The 16,186-nt window shown below is 44.9% G+C and carries 14 protein-coding genes and 1 pseudogene; 12 read left to right on the top strand and 3 right to left on the bottom strand.

Annotation, left to right across the window (positions count from 1 at the left end; genetic code table 11):
* Positions 1-129: 129 nt before the first annotated feature.
* The 4 genes and pseudogenes from ACEWB7_RS04295 to ppk1 form a co-directional block, all read left to right on the top strand.
* Positions 130-714, top strand: a pseudogene (locus tag ACEWB7_RS04295) (MFS transporter); the annotation flags it as partial.
* A gap of 233 nt (positions 715-947) precedes the next feature.
* Positions 948-1,514, top strand: a complete 567-nt coding sequence (gene pncA, locus ACEWB7_RS04300; protein ID WP_411580450.1) for a bifunctional nicotinamidase/pyrazinamidase — start codon at positions 948-950, stop codon at positions 1,512-1,514.
* A gap of 170 nt (positions 1,515-1,684) precedes the next feature.
* Positions 1,685-2,632 (top strand): bile acid:sodium symporter family protein, encoded by a 948-nt coding sequence (locus tag ACEWB7_RS04305; RefSeq protein WP_034703192.1) that lies wholly within the window; start codon positions 1,685-1,687, stop codon positions 2,630-2,632.
* Between the two features lie 177 nt (positions 2,633-2,809).
* Complete coding sequence (gene ppk1, locus ACEWB7_RS04310; protein ID WP_034703190.1) at positions 2,810-4,873, top strand: polyphosphate kinase 1; 2,064 nt, start codon at positions 2,810-2,812, stop codon at positions 4,871-4,873.
* 96 nt (positions 4,874-4,969) lie between these two features.
* On the opposite strand, the gene ACEWB7_RS04315 is transcribed toward ppk1, so the two are convergent.
* A complete protein-coding gene (locus tag ACEWB7_RS04315; protein WP_034703188.1) occupies positions 4,970-6,223 on the bottom strand; it encodes a hypothetical protein in 1,254 nt (417 codons plus the stop codon).
* Between the two features lie 77 nt (positions 6,224-6,300).
* On the opposite strand from ACEWB7_RS04315, the gene serB reads away from it, so the two are divergent.
* The 3 genes from serB (at position 6,301) to ACEWB7_RS04330 (ending at position 8,894) form a co-directional block, all read left to right on the top strand.
* Entirely contained in the window at positions 6,301-7,521 is a 1,221-nt protein-coding gene (gene serB / locus ACEWB7_RS04320) for a phosphoserine phosphatase SerB (protein WP_034703186.1), read from the top strand.
* 417 nt (positions 7,522-7,938) lie between these two features.
* Positions 7,939-8,274, top strand: a complete 336-nt coding sequence (aciT, locus tag ACEWB7_RS04325) for a ciprofloxacin tolerance protein AciT (protein WP_034703185.1) — start codon at positions 7,939-7,941, stop codon at positions 8,272-8,274.
* Between the two features lie 140 nt (positions 8,275-8,414).
* Positions 8,415-8,894 (top strand): SCP2 sterol-binding domain-containing protein, encoded by a 480-nt coding sequence (locus ACEWB7_RS04330; RefSeq protein WP_004281258.1) that lies wholly within the window; start codon positions 8,415-8,417, stop codon positions 8,892-8,894.
* A gap of 99 nt (positions 8,895-8,993) precedes the next feature.
* Here ACEWB7_RS04330 and dtd read toward each other — a convergent pair whose 3' ends face one another.
* Positions 8,994-9,434: a D-aminoacyl-tRNA deacylase gene (dtd, locus tag ACEWB7_RS04335; RefSeq protein ID WP_034703184.1), complete on the bottom strand. Its 441-nt coding sequence runs from the start codon at positions 9,432-9,434 to the stop codon at positions 8,994-8,996.
* A 227-nt stretch (positions 9,435-9,661) separates the two neighbouring features.
* Here dtd and ACEWB7_RS04340 point away from each other — a divergent pair, with 227 nt between their 5' ends.
* The 5 genes from ACEWB7_RS04340 (at position 9,662) to asd (ending at position 15,099) form a co-directional block, all read left to right on the top strand.
* Positions 9,662-11,176: a catalase gene (locus tag ACEWB7_RS04340; RefSeq protein WP_411580451.1), complete on the top strand. Its 1,515-nt coding sequence runs from the start codon at positions 9,662-9,664 to the stop codon at positions 11,174-11,176.
* 186 nt (positions 11,177-11,362) lie between these two features.
* The gene (locus ACEWB7_RS04345) at positions 11,363-11,890 is read left to right on the top strand and encodes an ankyrin repeat domain-containing protein (protein WP_034703180.1); all 528 of its coding nucleotides are present in this window, start codon (positions 11,363-11,365) and stop codon (positions 11,888-11,890) included.
* 128 nt (positions 11,891-12,018) lie between these two features.
* A complete protein-coding gene (gene pncB, locus ACEWB7_RS04350; protein ID WP_034703178.1) occupies positions 12,019-13,224 on the top strand; it encodes a nicotinate phosphoribosyltransferase in 1,206 nt (401 codons plus the stop codon).
* Positions 13,225-13,402: 178 nt separating this feature from the next.
* The gene (locus ACEWB7_RS04355; protein ID WP_034703177.1) at positions 13,403-14,251 is read left to right on the top strand and encodes a sulfurtransferase; all 849 of its coding nucleotides are present in this window, start codon (positions 13,403-13,405) and stop codon (positions 14,249-14,251) included.
* Complete coding sequence (gene asd, locus ACEWB7_RS04360; RefSeq protein ID WP_034703176.1) at positions 14,248-15,099, top strand: archaetidylserine decarboxylase; 852 nt, start codon at positions 14,248-14,250, stop codon at positions 15,097-15,099. The genes ACEWB7_RS04355 and asd overlap by 4 nt, the downstream gene beginning before the upstream one ends.
* Before the next feature lie 165 nt (positions 15,100-15,264).
* Here the strand turns inward: asd and ACEWB7_RS04365 are convergent, their stop codons facing one another.
* The gene (locus tag ACEWB7_RS04365; protein WP_034703175.1) at positions 15,265-15,879 is read right to left on the bottom strand and encodes an SPOR domain-containing protein; all 615 of its coding nucleotides are present in this window, start codon (positions 15,877-15,879) and stop codon (positions 15,265-15,267) included.
* Positions 15,880-16,186: the final 307 nt, after the last annotated feature.

A 16,186-nucleotide genomic window follows, 5' to 3' on the forward strand; every position in this document is an offset into this window, starting at 1 on the left:
CGGTGAGTTACACCGTGACAGCCTATGGAGTTGGGGTAATTCCAAAAGCAGATGCTTTTGGTTCTTGATGGTGAAGTAGGAATTAAACATCAAATCCACATAAGTAGGTTTGAGTAGGTTTTAAATAACGGTTCATTCAAGGATCTGTTTAACTCTGACAACTTGCTTCGTACGCTTTGCATCTGGGTCAGCTACTTCTTCACCCTGATGGTGGTGTACATTATGTTGAGCTGGTTGCCATCATTGTTCATGGAACTGGGCTTCACCCGTAAAGATGGTTCAACTGCAGAGTTCTACTTTATGGTGACTGCAACGATTGGTACCGTGATTTTGGGTATGCTGACGGATCGCCTGAAAAAAGCGTATGTCATTCTATTGATGTACGGCGGTATCCTGGCGGGTCTATTAGCGTTGAACGGTGCAAGCTCACTTGAGCAAATGTACATGGCCGCAGCACTGGCAGGTGCCTTTGTGATTGGCTGTCAGGGTGTACTCTATGCCTTCGGTAGTATCGTTTACCCAACTGAAGTACGTGGTACAGGGGTAGGTGTTGCTTCCGCAGTTGGCCGTATCGGCGCCATGCTTGGCCCTGCAATTGCGGGTCAGCTATTGACAGCAGGCTTCGGTGCAGCAGGGGTGATCTCGGCAGCGATTCCATGTATCGTAATCTCTGCGGTATGTATGCTGTTCCTGGTCAGCCGTACCAAAGTTTAAAAATAAAAAGATGAATATCCAAAAAGCCTGCACTGATGCAGGCTTTTTATTTTCTAGTATCAGTTCAGCTAAAGACAAATTCTTTCTATGTTTTGCAGAGCAATAGCTTTTACAGTTAACTCATCATACGTTTTATCAGAATGCAGAGTCATTCTATTTTTACCTAAAGGGCTAAAAATTTTCTTTAGTTTTAAGCTATGCTTGGATGCAAACTCAGATTTCAAGGGATGAAAATGATGCAGAATGCGGCGCTGATTGTGGTGGATGTACAAAAAGGATTTACCCCGGGTGGAAATCTGGCTGTTACCAATGCCGATCAGATTATTCCGAATATCAACCGATTGGGGCAGTACTTTCAGAATATTGTGCTGACTCAGGATTGGCATCCGGCAGAGCATATCTCCTTTGCAGACAATCATCCTGCTCAAGCAGCCTATGACACGATTCAGCTGAATTATGGTTCTCAGGTACTCTGGCCGAGTCATTGTGTACAAGGAACTGAAGATGCTGAATTCCATCCGGAGCTGAACCTTCCGCAAGCCCAACTGATTATCCGTAAAGGCTTTCATCAAAATATCGACAGTTACTCTGCCTTTATGGAAGCTGATCAAAAAACCAGTACTGGTCTGGCCGGCTATTTACGGGAGCGCGATATTGATACCGTATTTATCGTGGGTATCGCGACCGATTTTTGTGTGGCCTGGACTGCAATGAATGCCTGCAAACTCGGCTTTAAGGCCTATGTCATTGCGGATGCCACCAAAGGCATAGACCTGAATGGTTCGCTACAACATGCCTAGCAGGATATGCTGGCACAGGGCGTAAAACGGATTTATCTGAAAGATATTATTAATGCAGCCTAAGCGCTGACTTAAGGCGATTAGGGCCATTTGCCATTATGCAATGGTTGGTTTACTTTGATGCATCCACAGATGCCTTGATTTCTTTTTCATGCCCCCTGGATTTTCCCATGTCAGCACTCCTTCAATTTAGCCAGTTTGTCCAAAAGACCTTTGCCCTGTGGGTCATTCTGTTTTCAGCCATTGCTCTGATGCTGCCGGATCTTTTCGTTTGGTTACGCGCCTATATTCCCTGGATGTTGGGTCTGATCATGTTTGGTATGGGCATGACCATGACGCCAGGCGATTTTAAAAGTATCTTGCAAAGTCCTAAGGCCGTCGCGATTGGGGTCGTGGCTCAGTTTATGGTGATGCCAGGGTTAGCCTTTTTGCTCTGTCAGCTATTCCAGCTTCCGGCTGAAATTGCGATTGGTGTAATTCTGGTGGGCTGCTGTCCAGGTGGTACGGCATCCAATGTGATTACCTATATGGCCAAAGGTAATACGGCCTTGTCTGTGGCGTGTACTTCGGTATCAACTTTATTGGCACCGCTTTTGACTCCGGCAATTTTTTATCTGCTGGCCAGCCAATGGATTGAAATTAATGCCTTGTCCATGCTGATTTCGATTCTGCAAGTGGTGCTGTTTCCAATCATTTTAGGTTTGATCATCCGCGCCCTTCTAAAAACCAGGGTAGAAGGCTATATCCAAGTAATGCCAGTAATTTCAGTGATTGCCATTGTCGCAATTGTGGCAGCAATTATTGCCGGCAGTAAAACCCAGATTCTGGAATCTGGTTTAATGATTTTGGGTCTTGTGGCTTTACACAATGGAATGGGCTATTTACTGGGTTATTGGGCCAGTCGCATATTTCACTTGGCAGAAATTGACTGTCGCGCGGTTTCGATTGAAGTGGGGATGCAGAATTCTGGTTTAGGGGTAGCTTTGGCTGCGACCCATTTTGCTGCATCTCCAATGACGGCTTTGCCAAGCGCCATTTTCAGCCTGTGGCATAATATTTCAGGACCTGCTTTAGCCACTTATTGGGCTGCCAGACAAACTGAAAAAACGGACACTTAATTGCAGTTTGATGACGGCGCCTAACGAGCCATAGCATGATTTTTTATACGGTGAAAAATTAAAATATTAATTTATATGGATTTATCGAGCTTTGTAACATAAGTGTCATGAAGTCTGCCTAAGATCGCCCCTCAATGATGTGAAACAACAGACTGTAATCAGCAGCATTGAGAGGGCATGGAACAATTTCAGCATTCGTCAGCGACCTATTTTAATCGGGAACTTTCCTTATTTGAATTTCAGCGTCGTGTCTTGGCACAAGCACTTGATCCGAATTTACCGATTTTAGAGCGCTTAAACTTCCTGATTATTTTTTCCCGTAACCTGGATGAGTTTTTTGAAATCAGGATTGCCGGGCTGATGAAACAGCAAGATCTGAATGCGACTACCCGGACGCCTGATGCTGTACCCACCGAGCTGATTCTACAAGAACTGTCCCAGTCCATTCATGCCACAGTGAACAAACAGTATGAGGTTCTGAATCATGCAATTTTGCCTGAACTCCAGGCGCAGGGGATTCAGTTTCTTCAATACCAGGATCTTCTGGAAAAACATAAGGCCTGGATTACAGCCTTTTTTGCCAAAGAAGTGCAACCGGTACTGACCCCGATCAGTCTAGATCCTTCACATCCTTTTCCACGTTTGGTAAATAAAAGTCTGAACTTTATTATCAGCTTGGAAGGTAAAGATGCCTTTGGCCGTGAAATCGAGATGGCAATTGTGCCGGCACCACGTTCCTTACCCTGCCTGATTAAAATTCCGGAAGATGTCACCGGAAACAATACCACCCAGATCTTTCTGACTGCGATCATCCAGCAGCATATCAGTGATTTGTTTCCCGGCATGAAAGCGACCGGATGTTATGCCTTTCGGGTTACCCGCAATGCCGATCTGGTATTGTCGGAAGATGTTGACGATCTGGCAGTGGCCTTAAAAGATGAACTGTGTTCGCGCCGCTTTGGTCGTGCAGTACGTCTGGAAATTGAAAATGACTCTCCACAGAACATCATCGACTATTTGCTAGATGAATTTGATCTGACGGAACAGGAGCTGTACCGGATTGATGGACCGATCAATTTGTCCCGCCTGAGTACCAGCTTTGAGCGTCCGGAATTAAAGTATCCGCATTTTAGTCCGGTCATTCCGAAAATTTTCCGTAAACAGAAAAGTATTTTTGAAATTTTAAAGGCACAGGATGTGCTGCTGCATCATCCTTTTGATTCATTCCAGCCGGTGATTACTTTACTGCGCGAAGCGGCCAAGGACCCGGCGGTGCTGGCGATCAAGCAGACGCTATACCGCAGTGGTCCGGATTCGGAAATTGTTCAGGTGCTGGCAGAAGCCGCACGGAATGGCAAGGAAGTCACGGCCGTAATTGAATTGCGGGCGCGTTTCGATGAAGAATCCAATATTATGGTGGCCAATATCCTGCAAGAAGCCGGGGCAGTGGTGGTCTATGGCATCGTCGGTTATAAGACCCATGCCAAAATGATTCTGATCGTCCGGCGTGAAAATCAGGAATTACTGCGTTATGCGCATCTGGGTACCGGAAACTATCATGCCGGGAATGCCCGCATGTATACCGATTACGGCCTGATGACCACACAGCTGGATATCTGTGAAGATGTGCACCGCATGTTCCAGGAACTGACCGGCATGGGCAAAATGGCCAAACTGAAAGCCTTGCTGCATGCACCGTTTACCCTGCATAGCGAACTGCTGAAACTGATTGAGCAGGAAAAGGCATTTGCCCTAGCTGGAAAAGCCGCGCATATCATCATCAAAGTGAATGCGTTGACTGAACCGCAATTGATTGCTGCCCTCTATCAGGCGTCACAGGCCGGGGTGAAAATTGATCTCATTGTGCGTTCAATCTGCTGCCTGATTCCACAAGTCACCGGCATGTCAGAAAATATCCAGGTCCGTTCAATCGTCGGACGTTTCCTGGAACATACCCGAGTCTATTATTTTGAGCATGGCGGCGCCAAGAAACTGTATTGTGCCAGTGCTGACTGGATGGGTCGCAACCTGTTTTCCAGGGTCGAAACCTGTTTCCCGGTCCTGGATCCAGAGCTGAAAAAACGGATTTATAAAGATGGCCTGATCAGCTATTTAAAAGATTGTCAAAATGCATGGGAATTAGATGCCGATGGTCAATGGCATAAAGTCCCCTGTCAGGATCCAGCCCAGCCTTATAATGCCCAGCAATATCTGCTGGAACAAAAACAGTTAAAAATTTAAAGGGCAGTCCAAGACACGCTGGCGTATTTGTTTTGTACCCATCAAAAAGCCGGATATTGGATCCGGCTTTTTTTTAATTGCAACATTCAGGGATATTTATGAGGCTTTGGATTGTTTGGATTTTAGAATTTCGGTTCTAAAAGTCTGTGCCAGCTCGGCGCTTTCAGCATCCATCCCATTCACCACAAAAGCGTGACGGGTCAGAACATTGGTTGGATTTGGCATGCTGACCAGCTCAAAGTGGTCCGCGATTTGTTTCAACAGGGCATTAGGAACATGCAGTGCACTTTCCTTAGCGACCAGTTGCTGAACCAGACGTTCTGCGGCTTGAACTGAATTGAGCTGCATTTCTTCAACAGCTGAAGAAATCGCACTACGTGTCTGCAGGACAAAACGTTTTTCTTCACGATAACGCTTATACAGGACTTCTGAAAGCAACTGGAATACTGAACTGATCATGGTCAGACAGGCGAGGGCATCTGGCTTGTCTGCCGCAATACTGATACTGGCACCTTTTTCATCAAACTTGTGCACGGTACAAATATCCGTGCTGTTCAGTTTGTAGTGCTGGATGCACAGTTCAGTGGCTTTGTTCAGGAAAATCTGGCAAAGGTTGAAATAAGGAACCGATACCGTTTTATTCACACTATCCAGCAACTGTTTTGGATCATAGAACTGAATGTTCAAGCTCAGGCTATCGGTATCCAGTACCACCGGTTTGCTGTCTTTTTCTTTCGGTTTGTTTTTCAGAGCTTGCTGTGTCTGGGCAATGGCGAGGGCGGCATTATGCTTTTCCTGTTCCAATGCTTGAGTCAAAGTCTGAATCTCGAATTTCAGTCGCGATTCATTATTGATACGTGCCAGATACTCGGTACGGCTTGGACGCGCTACCGCACGATAACCGACCCAAAGCAGACCATGAATAATAAAAGAGAACAGAATGGCAAGCCATTGAGTCCGCAGAATTTCACCAATACTTGGCTCAATCAGGGTGATTTCAATCACACCGACTTTTTTCTCGTTTTGTAGGGCATCACGGACAAAAACTTCCCCATCACGGGTCTTGGTCAGCCCACCAGTGGCTAAAACCTGACCATTCGCATCCAGGATGCGAATTGAAGCAACGCTTGGGTTAGTCGCATAACGGTTGGCCAGAAGTGCCAGAGAAACGCGGTTCGCCGGTTCAAGCTCCGCCAGGCTGTCTGTGACCAGTTGGCTCGTCATGAGCTGTCCCTGGTTGGCACGGTTATCATTCAGTTGGTGAGTCGTTGCCAATACCAATAAAAAGGTATGCAGAGCAAAACTTACAATCAGTAGGCTAGCAAATAGCCCTTGTCTAGGCGCATTCAACGTAAACTTCCAAGGCAATTCTGTTCAATTTCGATTATGATTCTAACAATAGTTGTAGCTCAGACCCGAGTCAATTCATGCGAGAAATCATTCTTATATCATTCTTAGGACCCGACCAGCCTAATCAATTTACACGATTAATGCAGGTTTTGTCCGCTCATTCCTTACAGATTCTAGATGTGGGGCAAGCGGTCATTCATAATCAACTGACCTTAGGTATTGTTGTATCGTCTGATGACCAAACTGCAACAGCATTAGCCATGAAGGAAATCCTGATTCTAGCACATGATATCGGGTTAACAGTGCGCTTTAAACCAATCTCTGCTGCTGAATATGAACAGTGGGTAAAAGAGGGCGGCCGCACGCGTTATATCGTAACGGCATTGGCCCCGGAATTAAATGCCTCTCATCTGCAAGCCGTGACCCAGATTGTGTCGAGTCAGGGCTTCAATATTGAAACCGTGACCCGTCTTTCTGGCCGTCCTGAGCTGGATGGTTCCAATACTGGCCCTAAACGTGCCTGTGTACAGTTTGGTCTGAAAGGCCAGATGCTGGATGCAGCAGCCATGCGTGCAGCCTGCTTAAGCCTGTCGAATAACCTGAATGTTGATGTGGCAGTACAAGAAGATAATGCTTACCGCCGTAATCGCCGTCTGGTCTGCTTTGACATGGACTCGACCCTGATCGAGCAGGAAGTGATTGATGAGCTGGCGATCGAAGCAGGTGTCGGTATTCAAGTCTCTGAAATTACTGAACGCGCGATGCAGGGCGAGCTGGACTTCCAGCAAAGTTTCCGTGCTCGTGTTGCTTTATTAAAAGGCATGGATGCATCGGTATTGCCAAAAATTGCAGAACGTCTGACCGTGACTGAAGGTGCAGAACGTCTGATTTCAACACTGAAAGCACTGGGCTACCGTACTGCGATTCTGTCTGGCGGATTCCAGTATTTTGCAGAATATCTGCAAGCCAAACTAGGAATTGATGAAGTTCATGCCAACATTCTGGATGTGCAGAATGGCATGGTGACAGGCGAAGTCAAAGGTCATATTGTGGATGGCGCACGCAAGGCTTTATTGCTCCGTGAAATTGCCGACAATATGGGAATTTCTCTGGAGCAGACCATCGCTGTGGGTGATGGTGCCAATGACCTGCCAATGCTTTCAATTGCGGGTCTAGGGGTGGCTTTCCGTGCCAAACCTTTGGTTCGTCAGAATGCCAATCAGGCCATTTCCAGTGTGGGGCTGGATGGCGTGCTCTACCTGCTCGGTGTACATGATAAAGATCTGAGCCGCGCGTAATACATAGCTTTGCGGTAAAATCCAACGCGGCCTTAGGGTCGCGTTTTTTTATATTTTTAGCTTAACTTTTATCGAGGGATGGCGCAGCTTGTCTATAAATACCCCGATCATCTTAAACGGAAAATATTTTTTTTAAGTCGATGAAAGGGCATATGATTTTGTAATGACACGCCAACATCGACGCAGCAATTGATCCACAAATACTGTGAAAATAAAAAATGTAATGACAAAATAATATCGCGACAGAGTATGTCGTAAGGGGAGAAAACAGGACTTTTTTTATGCAAAAAACTCAGCATAATGCATGCATAGAGATACAAATCAACACATTCCATTTTATTGATTTAACGAAATTCAATAGGTAGGACGGTTGCAATATCAAGCATACACACTATCCTTTTGGATGGAGGGGTTTATATGGTAACAGCGAATCTAGCAACTCTCGTAGGCTTTAGTTTAGTCGCCGCGGCTGTGCTTGCTGTTTTCTTCTCGCCTTATCGTCGCTGGTTAAGTTTTATGGCTGCGGGAATGCTGGCCTGGGGCCTGATCGAAGTGATTCGAGTAGGTACTCAAGCCTTGTTTGAGCTCCCGATGACATATAGCTATCTGACAGCTTTAACGGCCGTGATGGTCGTAGTGACCTTACTGTTATTGCGTGAAGATCGACGTGCAGAGCGTGCTTTGGCTAAACGCCGTTATATCGAACATACACCAGTGTATGAAGATGACCAGCAGCAGCTATCTAGCCGTTAAGTTCTCTAATATCAGCGAAATAATGCACCTGCGGGTGCATTTTTCGTTTAGAAATATGATACAAAGTCCTGCATCTGCCTGGCTTTGATCTATGCTAGGATATTTGTCAATTTTCGTACAATTAGAATAGGCATAATTCCATGAAACTGTCCTCCATTCCTGTGCTCAAACTTCCTTTGGTTGACCTCAGTACCGATCCACTTGATTTGCTAGTCGCAGGTCTTGCATTACGTATGAAGCAGTTAGCACGTACCAGCCCGAAATTTATTGAATTGGTACATGAACGCCAGTTCCGTATTCAGATTGGAACAGATGAAGGAATGGCACGTCAGATCGTTGTGAATAATGGTCATATCGATACTGTTTCAGGTGATGCAGAAAAAGCTGATTTTGTACTGCAATTTGCTGACAGTGAACAGGGTGTAAAAACGTTGCTTAAAGGTGATCCGACTGCATTCATGACCGGTATGCAAAGTGGCACGATTAAAATGGAAGGCGATTTTGGTCTGCTGGTCTGGTTTAATCAGGTTGCAAAAATGATTCCGCCTAAACTGCCAAAACCAGTTAAAGAAAAAGTGAAAATGGCACGTCAGTTTATTAAAGAGAAAACTGGTAAATAACTCCTAATTCCCCTGCTTTAATTAAAGGAGGGGCTAGGGGAGGATTATCATAGAAAGCCCTCATTTAGAGGGCTTTTTTCATTCTAAAACAATGACAGTTTATTCAACTTCCAGATTAAACGTTACCGGTCCATCATTGACCAGATGCACTTTCATATCAGCTGCAAAAATACCGGTTTGTACATTTTCGAACTGGTTTTGCGCATATTCAACCAACTGTTCATATAAGACCTTGGCATCGCTTGGCGGCATGGCTGGACCAAAATCTGGACGTAAGCCTTTTTGGGTTTGCGCCATCAAGGTAAATTGGGACACCAGCAGTAAACCGCCACCAGCCTGACTGACATTCCAGCCCATCTTGCCCTGCTCATCATCAAAGAAACGGTATTTCAATATCTTATCAATTAGTTTTTTGCCTTTTTCCAGATTATCTTCTTTACCTAAGCCCAGAAAAACCAGAATACCTTTGCCAATTTCTCCGGTGGTTTCACCATCGACCACGACTTTGGCTTCCAATACCCGTTGTAATAATGCACGCATAATCAATTTCAGTCAGATTCAAAATTGCCGCCATTGTAGCAAGATCAGACTCATCTGATATTAAGCTAATATCTAAAAAACGAGCTTAATTTATTGATTAGCATTGATAATATTTTAAACTATCTAAAAACACGATCGTAATCATAAAAATTATCTGTTTTATCTATTTTTTACTCTCACGTATCTTAGCTGCATGCAGGAAAGGTATTAAATTGAGAGATTTAGAAATGTTTAAGCGTTCATTACTTGTTGCAATGCTTGCAACGGTGACAGCTGCACAAGCTGCGCCATTAACCAAAGATAACGGGGCACCAGTCGGCGACAACCAGAACTCGATCACTGCGGGTCCACAAGGTCCAACTTTGCTACAAGATGTGCAACTGGTTCAAAAACTGCAACGTTTTGGCCGTGAGCGCATTCCTGAACGTGTGGTTCACGCACGTGGTACAGGTGCTTATGGTGAATTCGTTACTACGAAAGATCTGTCTGATTTAACAATTGCTTCTTTATTCAAGGCCGGTACCAAAACTCCAGTTTTTGTGCGTATGTCTACCGTCATTCATGGTAAAGGTTCACCAGAAACCCTACGTGACCCTCATGGTTTCGCTATCAAATTCTATACTCAGGAAGGTAACTGGGACTTGGTCGGTAACCAGACGCCAGTCTTCTTTATCCGTGATGCGATCAAATTCTCGGACTTCATCCACGCAATGAAACCAAGCCCGGTCACCAACGTACAAGATGCCAACCGCGTGTTTGATTTCCTGTCTAGCCAGCCTTGGGCGACCAATATGCTGACTTATGTTTATGGCAAGCAAGGTGTCCCAACCAGCTACCGCGAACAGGACGGTTTCGGTGTACATGCCTACAAACTGTATAACGACAAAGGCGAATACAAGTACGTGAAATTCAACTTCCGCTCTAAACAGGGTGTGAAGGGCTTGAACGTCAAAGAAGCGGCTGTACAACAAGGTAAAGATTTCAATCACTTGACCAATGATCTTTATAACAACATCTATGCAGGTAATTTCCCGAAATGGGATTTGTATATTCAGGTGCTTGATCCTAAAGATCTGAACAGCTTTGATTTCGATCCGCTAGATCCAACCAAAATCTGGCCAACCAATCTGGTTCCAGAAGTGAAAGTCGGTACATTGACGCTGAACCGTATGCCGAAGAACTTCTTCAATGAAACTGAACAGGCTGCATTTGCACCAGGTAACTTGGTACCAGGTATCGAACCATCTGAAGACCGTTTGTTTCAAGGCCGTATCTTCTCTTATTCGGATACACAAATGTACCGTCTAGGTGCGAACCATCAGCAAATTCCGGTAAATCGTCCTGTGGTGAATGTGAACAACAATAACCAGGAAGGTCACATGAATGTGTCTGAACGTGATTCTGATGTGAACTACGAGCCAAGCCGTAAAGAGCCTAAACCGGCGACTGAAAAAGCGCGTGCAGTTGAAACTCCATTGACTGGTCATGTTCAGCAGATCGGTACCAAAGAGCAAAACTTCAAGCAAGCCGGTGAACTTTACCGTTCTTATACTGCCAAAGAGAAAGATGACCTGATCATGAACCTGGCGGCTGACCTGGGCAATGTCAAAGATTCAGAAACCAAGCACATCATGTTGTCTTACTTCTATAAAGCAGATGCTGACTACGGTATGCGCATGACTAAAGCTATAAATGGCGACATCGCAACTGTTAAAGCCAAAGCTGCAAAATTAAAAGACTAATCCCGATTGGTCTTGAGGAACTGGTGACTAGGGCATAGCGCATCACCTCCAAAAAGTCCTGTAATACTCCAAACCTTTCCTGCACCCTAGGGGGAGTTTTACAGGCACTCCGTTTTTTATTTCATCTCAGGTCAATTGAGTCTTTAGAGACTTAAATTTTCCTTTCGATTTCTATTGGAGTTCATCATGAAAGTTCTGCCATATGCATTTTTAGCCAGTATTCTTGCTTTTAGCTCCGCATTCGCAACTGCTGCTGAAGTGAAGAATGTCTCCCCTGCAAAAACTGCGGCAAGCGTTCAGATGACCTCACAACAGGAATTGATCGATCTGTTTTTTGCTGCCGCTAAAATCGGCAATAGCGAAGTGATCAATGAATTTTTAAAACACGGCTTTCCAGTCGATGTACGCAATCAAGATGGTTATACCTCGTTGATGATGGCAACCTATTATGGCCATCAGGATATTGTGACCACCTTACTGGCCAAAGGGGCAGACCGCTGCGCCCGGGACAACCGTGGCAATACAGCCTTGATGGGTGCCTTGTTCAAAATGGAATTTGCCATTGCCAAACAGCTGCGTCAGGTTGACTGTGATGCCCAAGCCAAGAAAACCGGGCAAAAAACCACAGCTGAATTTGCCAAGGTGATCGGTCAGGAAAAGCAGCTACAGAAAATTATCAAGGAACAGGAAAACGGGCTGAAAGCAGCCAAATAACCGAGCAGGAAGCAGTTTATTTTCTTGAACTTTTGTCGATAATTCAGCTAGCTGTACGTAAATCCTGCAATATTTCCTAAACTTTTATGCTTTAATGCGGGATAAGCACAGCGATATTTCCCTTAGTTATGGCTCCAATTATCCACTCTTTGTTAGATACTGACTTGTATAAATTCACCATGCTACAAGTGGTATTACACAAGTTTCCGCAAACGCATAGTGTCTATCATTTCCGTTGTCGCAACCTGGAAGATACAGAATATCCGCTGACGGATATTCTGGATGATTTGAATCACCAACTGGATGTGCTGTGTCAGCTCAAATTTAAAGAAGACGAATTACAATATTTACGCAGCCTGCGTTTTATCAAAAGCGATTTTGTGGATTATCTGGAACTATTCCAGCTTAAACGCCGTTTTATTAAGGCCACCATCGACAATGAAGGCCGCCTGGATATTACTATTGAAGGCCCCATGGTTCAGGCAATGATGTTTGAAATCTTTGTACTGGCCATTGTGAATGAACTGTATTTCAGTCGTATCCGTACACCTGAAGTGTGGGCTGAAGGTGAGCGTCGTTTAAAAGCTAAAATTGAGCTTTTAAAACAGTATGATGCCGAGCAGAACCCGAATGATCCGCCATTCCTGGTGTCAGACTTTGGTACCCGTCGTCGTTATAGTTTTGATTGGCAAAAGCATGTCGTCGAAGAATTCAATAAAGCTGCACCACACGTGTTCCGTGGGACCAGTAATGTGTATTTAGCCAAAGAGTTGGGTATTACCCCGATTGGCACCATGGCGCATGAATTTCTGCAAGCCTTTCAGGCGTTAGATGTGCGTCTGCGTAATTTCCAGAAAGCCGCCCTGGAAACCTGGGTGCAAGAATACCGTGGTGACCTTGGAATTGCCTTAACCGATGTAGTCGGTATGGATGCTTTCCTGCGTGACTTTGACCTGTACTTTGCGAAACTGTTTGATGGCTTGCGTCATGACAGTGGTGATCCCTATGAATGGGGTGACAAAGCTTATGCGCATTATAAAAAGCTGAAAATTGACAGCAAAACCAAAATGCTAACTTTTAGTGATGGTCTGAATCTGGAAAAAGCCTGGAAATTGCATCAATACTTTAAAGATCGCTTCCAGGTCAGTTTTGGGATTGGAACCAATCTAACCAATGATATGGGACAGACACCGCTTAATATCGTATTGAAACTGGTGGAATGCAACCGTCAGTCGGTAGCGAAAATTTCCGATAGCCCAGGAAAAACCATGACGGATAATGATACTTTCCTGGCATATTTGCGTCAGGTGTTCAATATCTCAGAACCTGCCTAAAAATCTCTGCTTTATTCAAAAAATCGCTTCAATCACGAGGCGGTTTTTTCTTGGATGATGGTCTTTCTTAAATCAGCTTTAGCTAAAATTATGCTAAGGATCTAGATAAAAACAACATAATTGAAAAAATGAGTTGTGCTAAGATCAAAAGGATTTGACCGCAATGACAACTACTAAGATGACAGCTTTCGCCTTTGACTTTAGTCTGCTGATTGAAGTAGAAGATTTGGTTCCGCATTTGGGACACGAAAAACTTCGAATTGTTGATTTAAGCCGGGCGTCGGTTTATGAACAATTGCATATTCCACATGCCTTACATCTGCAACCCAAGCTGCTGGTTCGTCAGGAGGAAACGGCCATGGGCCTGTTACCGGATGCAGAAGGGCTGGAAGCTTTAATTCGTTACCTGAACATTTCTCCTGACCATCATGTCGTAGCTTATGATGATGAAGGCGGTGCGTGGGCAGGGCGTCTGCTCTGGAACCTGCATTGCATGGGCTTTGAAAATACCAGTTTACTCAATGGCGGCATCCATGCCTGGCTGGGTGCGGGACTACCGACTTCATCGGATCAGGAAACATTTATACCCGTTGATCATCTGATTCCAGTCAATTTTGAAAGAAAGGCTGAGTTTCAGATCGATTATAATGAACTAAAACAACTCATTGAAAATGAAAAAATTCAGGTATGGGATTGTCGTACAGAAGATGAATATACTGGCTTGCGTCTAGCTGCGCGACGCGGCGGTCACATCCCGGGCGCACGTCATTTTGAGTGGAGTACTGCCCTTAACCGGCAAAATCATTTAAAATTACATCCTTTACCACGTACTCAGCAGCGTCTGGAACAACTGGGATTTGATCTGGATCAGCCGGTTGTGGTGTATTGTCAGTCCCATCACCGTTCAGGTCTGGCTTATATTCTGGGGCGCTTATTCGGCTGGAATATTCGAGCCTATGATGGTGCGTGGAGTGAATGGGGCAACCGCCTCGATAGTCCAATCGCTACAGGAGAGGTGCCATCTTGAGCATCACATCGCGTCTAAAACAACAACTGTTTATCCAGGCCCAAAAAGTGGTGCCACAGCATCGCCTGTCCCGTGTGGTGGGAAAAATTGCAGCCAGTGAAAATCTACTGGTAAAAACAGCCGTGATCGCAGCGTTCAAGACCAAATACGGGATTGATATGTCGATTGCTGAGCAGACCAATGCCTTGAAGTTCAAGTCATTCAATGATTTCTTTACTCGTGGGTTAAGAACTGGGGTGCGTGCGGTCGATGCTGATTCAACTGCGATCGTATCTCCGGCAGATGGCGCGATTTCCCAACTGGGTAAAATTGAAAATGGCGATGTGTTTCAGGCCAAAGGCCAGAAGTTTACTGTTGAAAATCTGATTGCTGATCCGCAACTGGCAGAACCATTCAAGAATGGTGAGTTTGCGACAGTGTATCTGTCACCACGTGACTATCACCGTGTCCACATGCCATTTGCCGGGACTCTGACCGAAACTTTATATGTACCGGGTGAACTGTTCTCGGTCAACCAGACTACGGCCGAAAATATTCCGGGCCTGTTTGCCCGTAATGAACGTATGGTATGTCTGTTTGATACTGAACTGGGTCGTATGGCAGTGGTTCTAGTTGGCGCGATGATTGTGGCTGGTATTGAAACTGTAGCGACTGGCAAGGTAAAACCATCTGGTCGTATCGAGCTGAATCAGCATAATCTTTTCTTAGAAAAAGGTGCTGAGCTGGGCCGTTTCTACCTGGGCTCTACTGCTGTGATCCTGTTTGAGGAAAATAAGATGCAATGGGATGAGAAGTTTAAAGCCAATTCAACCGTATTGATGGGTGAGGCTCTAGGTCACACTATCTAAGTGCCCAAAGCCTCCCTTTTTAAAGGGAGGCTGGAGGGATTAAATATTTGCTAACTTAGAATAAGTAAATCCCCCTTATTCCCCCTTTAATAAAGGGGGAGATTTTCTCTTCTTTTAGGAGAAGGAACAAAAAAGCGCCATTTGGCGCTTTTCTATATTTAAACCTTATCGTTTGACCACAATGGAATCGATACCACTGTGCTGTAAAGTTTGCTGTGCAATAATCGCAGATTCTGCTGAATCATAAGGTCCAGACACGACACGATACCAAACCTTGCCATTTTCCACACTGCGGACTACATCTGCAGATAAACCGTTGAGAATGATTTCTGCACGGCGGGCATCTGCCTGATCCGGGTCATCAAAACTACGGACTTGTAGAATATAGCTTGCAGAAGCAGGAGTTGGGGCTTCGGTCGCATCTAGACCTGGCTCAGTTGCCGTTTCTAATTCATCAACTTCAGGTCGTGGTGCCTCTACAATTACTACTGCTTCCTGATTTTTTGCTTCAGGAACCGCCTCTTTAGGAATTGGTGTCACTTGCTGCTGTGGCAACAGATCATAAAAACGGTAGTCTTTATTGGTATCTTCTTCTTGAGAATGCTCAGCCGTAGCCTGGTTTTTAGGTTTAACAGGTTCCCATGGCTTCCACAGCATGAGTGCCATTAAAAAACTTAACACGATTAAAATGATCACGAGTGTGCCAAGCCAGGTAGGAATAAGTGGCTTTTTAGGCTTATTCGGTCTTTCAGATACACCGCGCTGCGTTTTTCCAAACACTTGGGATTTCCTCTTATTTATCGGGGCAAATAGAAAAGGCATAACAGCAGTTATGCCCCTACTATGACTTCATCCTATGTGATCGTGATAGAAAAGTCATTATCTAGATCACAAATCACACAGAATTTTAATTTATCTGCATCTTCAAACACATAGCTAAAGTTACAAAATGTTTATTCAGCAGATAAACGGCAATGACTAGCATGCTTACTTCGAGCAGAGCTCTCCGTCTTGCGTCAATGTAAAAGCAGTGCTTTGCATTTTCGCTTCGAGCATAGCTCTCGCCTTGCGAGCATGCAACACAGTG

The organism is Acinetobacter sp. NIOH-H-8 (assembly GCF_046635365.1).
Lineage (GTDB): Bacteria > Pseudomonadota > Gammaproteobacteria > Pseudomonadales > Moraxellaceae > Acinetobacter.

Bases quoted from the DNA above. Each gene is read 5' to 3' on its own strand.
- ppk1 (WP_034703190.1), top strand. From the start codon at position 2,810: ATGGAACAATTTCAGCATTCGTCAGCGACCTATTTTAATCGGGAACTT.
- ACEWB7_RS04340 (WP_411580451.1), top strand. From the start codon at position 9,662: ATGTTTAAGCGTTCATTACTTGTTGCAATGCTTGCAACGGTGACAGCT.
- pncB (WP_034703178.1), top strand. From the start codon at position 12,019: ATGGCTCCAATTATCCACTCTTTGTTAGATACTGACTTGTATAAATTC.
- ACEWB7_RS04330 (WP_004281258.1), top strand. From the start codon at position 8,415: ATGAAACTGTCCTCCATTCCTGTGCTCAAACTTCCTTTGGTTGACCTC.
- aciT (WP_034703185.1), top strand. From the start codon at position 7,939: ATGGTAACAGCGAATCTAGCAACTCTCGTAGGCTTTAGTTTAGTCGCC.
- dtd (WP_034703184.1), bottom strand. From the start codon at position 9,434: ATGCGTGCATTATTACAACGGGTATTGGAAGCCAAAGTCGTGGTCGAT.
- ACEWB7_RS04305 (WP_034703192.1), top strand. From the start codon at position 1,685: ATGTCAGCACTCCTTCAATTTAGCCAGTTTGTCCAAAAGACCTTTGCC.
- pncA (WP_411580450.1), top strand. From the start codon at position 948: ATGATGCAGAATGCGGCGCTGATTGTGGTGGATGTACAAAAAGGATTT.
- serB (WP_034703186.1), top strand. From the start codon at position 6,301: ATGCGAGAAATCATTCTTATATCATTCTTAGGACCCGACCAGCCTAAT.
- ACEWB7_RS04355 (WP_034703177.1), top strand. From the start codon at position 13,403: ATGACAGCTTTCGCCTTTGACTTTAGTCTGCTGATTGAAGTAGAAGAT.
- ACEWB7_RS04345 (WP_034703180.1), top strand. From the start codon at position 11,363: ATGAAAGTTCTGCCATATGCATTTTTAGCCAGTATTCTTGCTTTTAGC.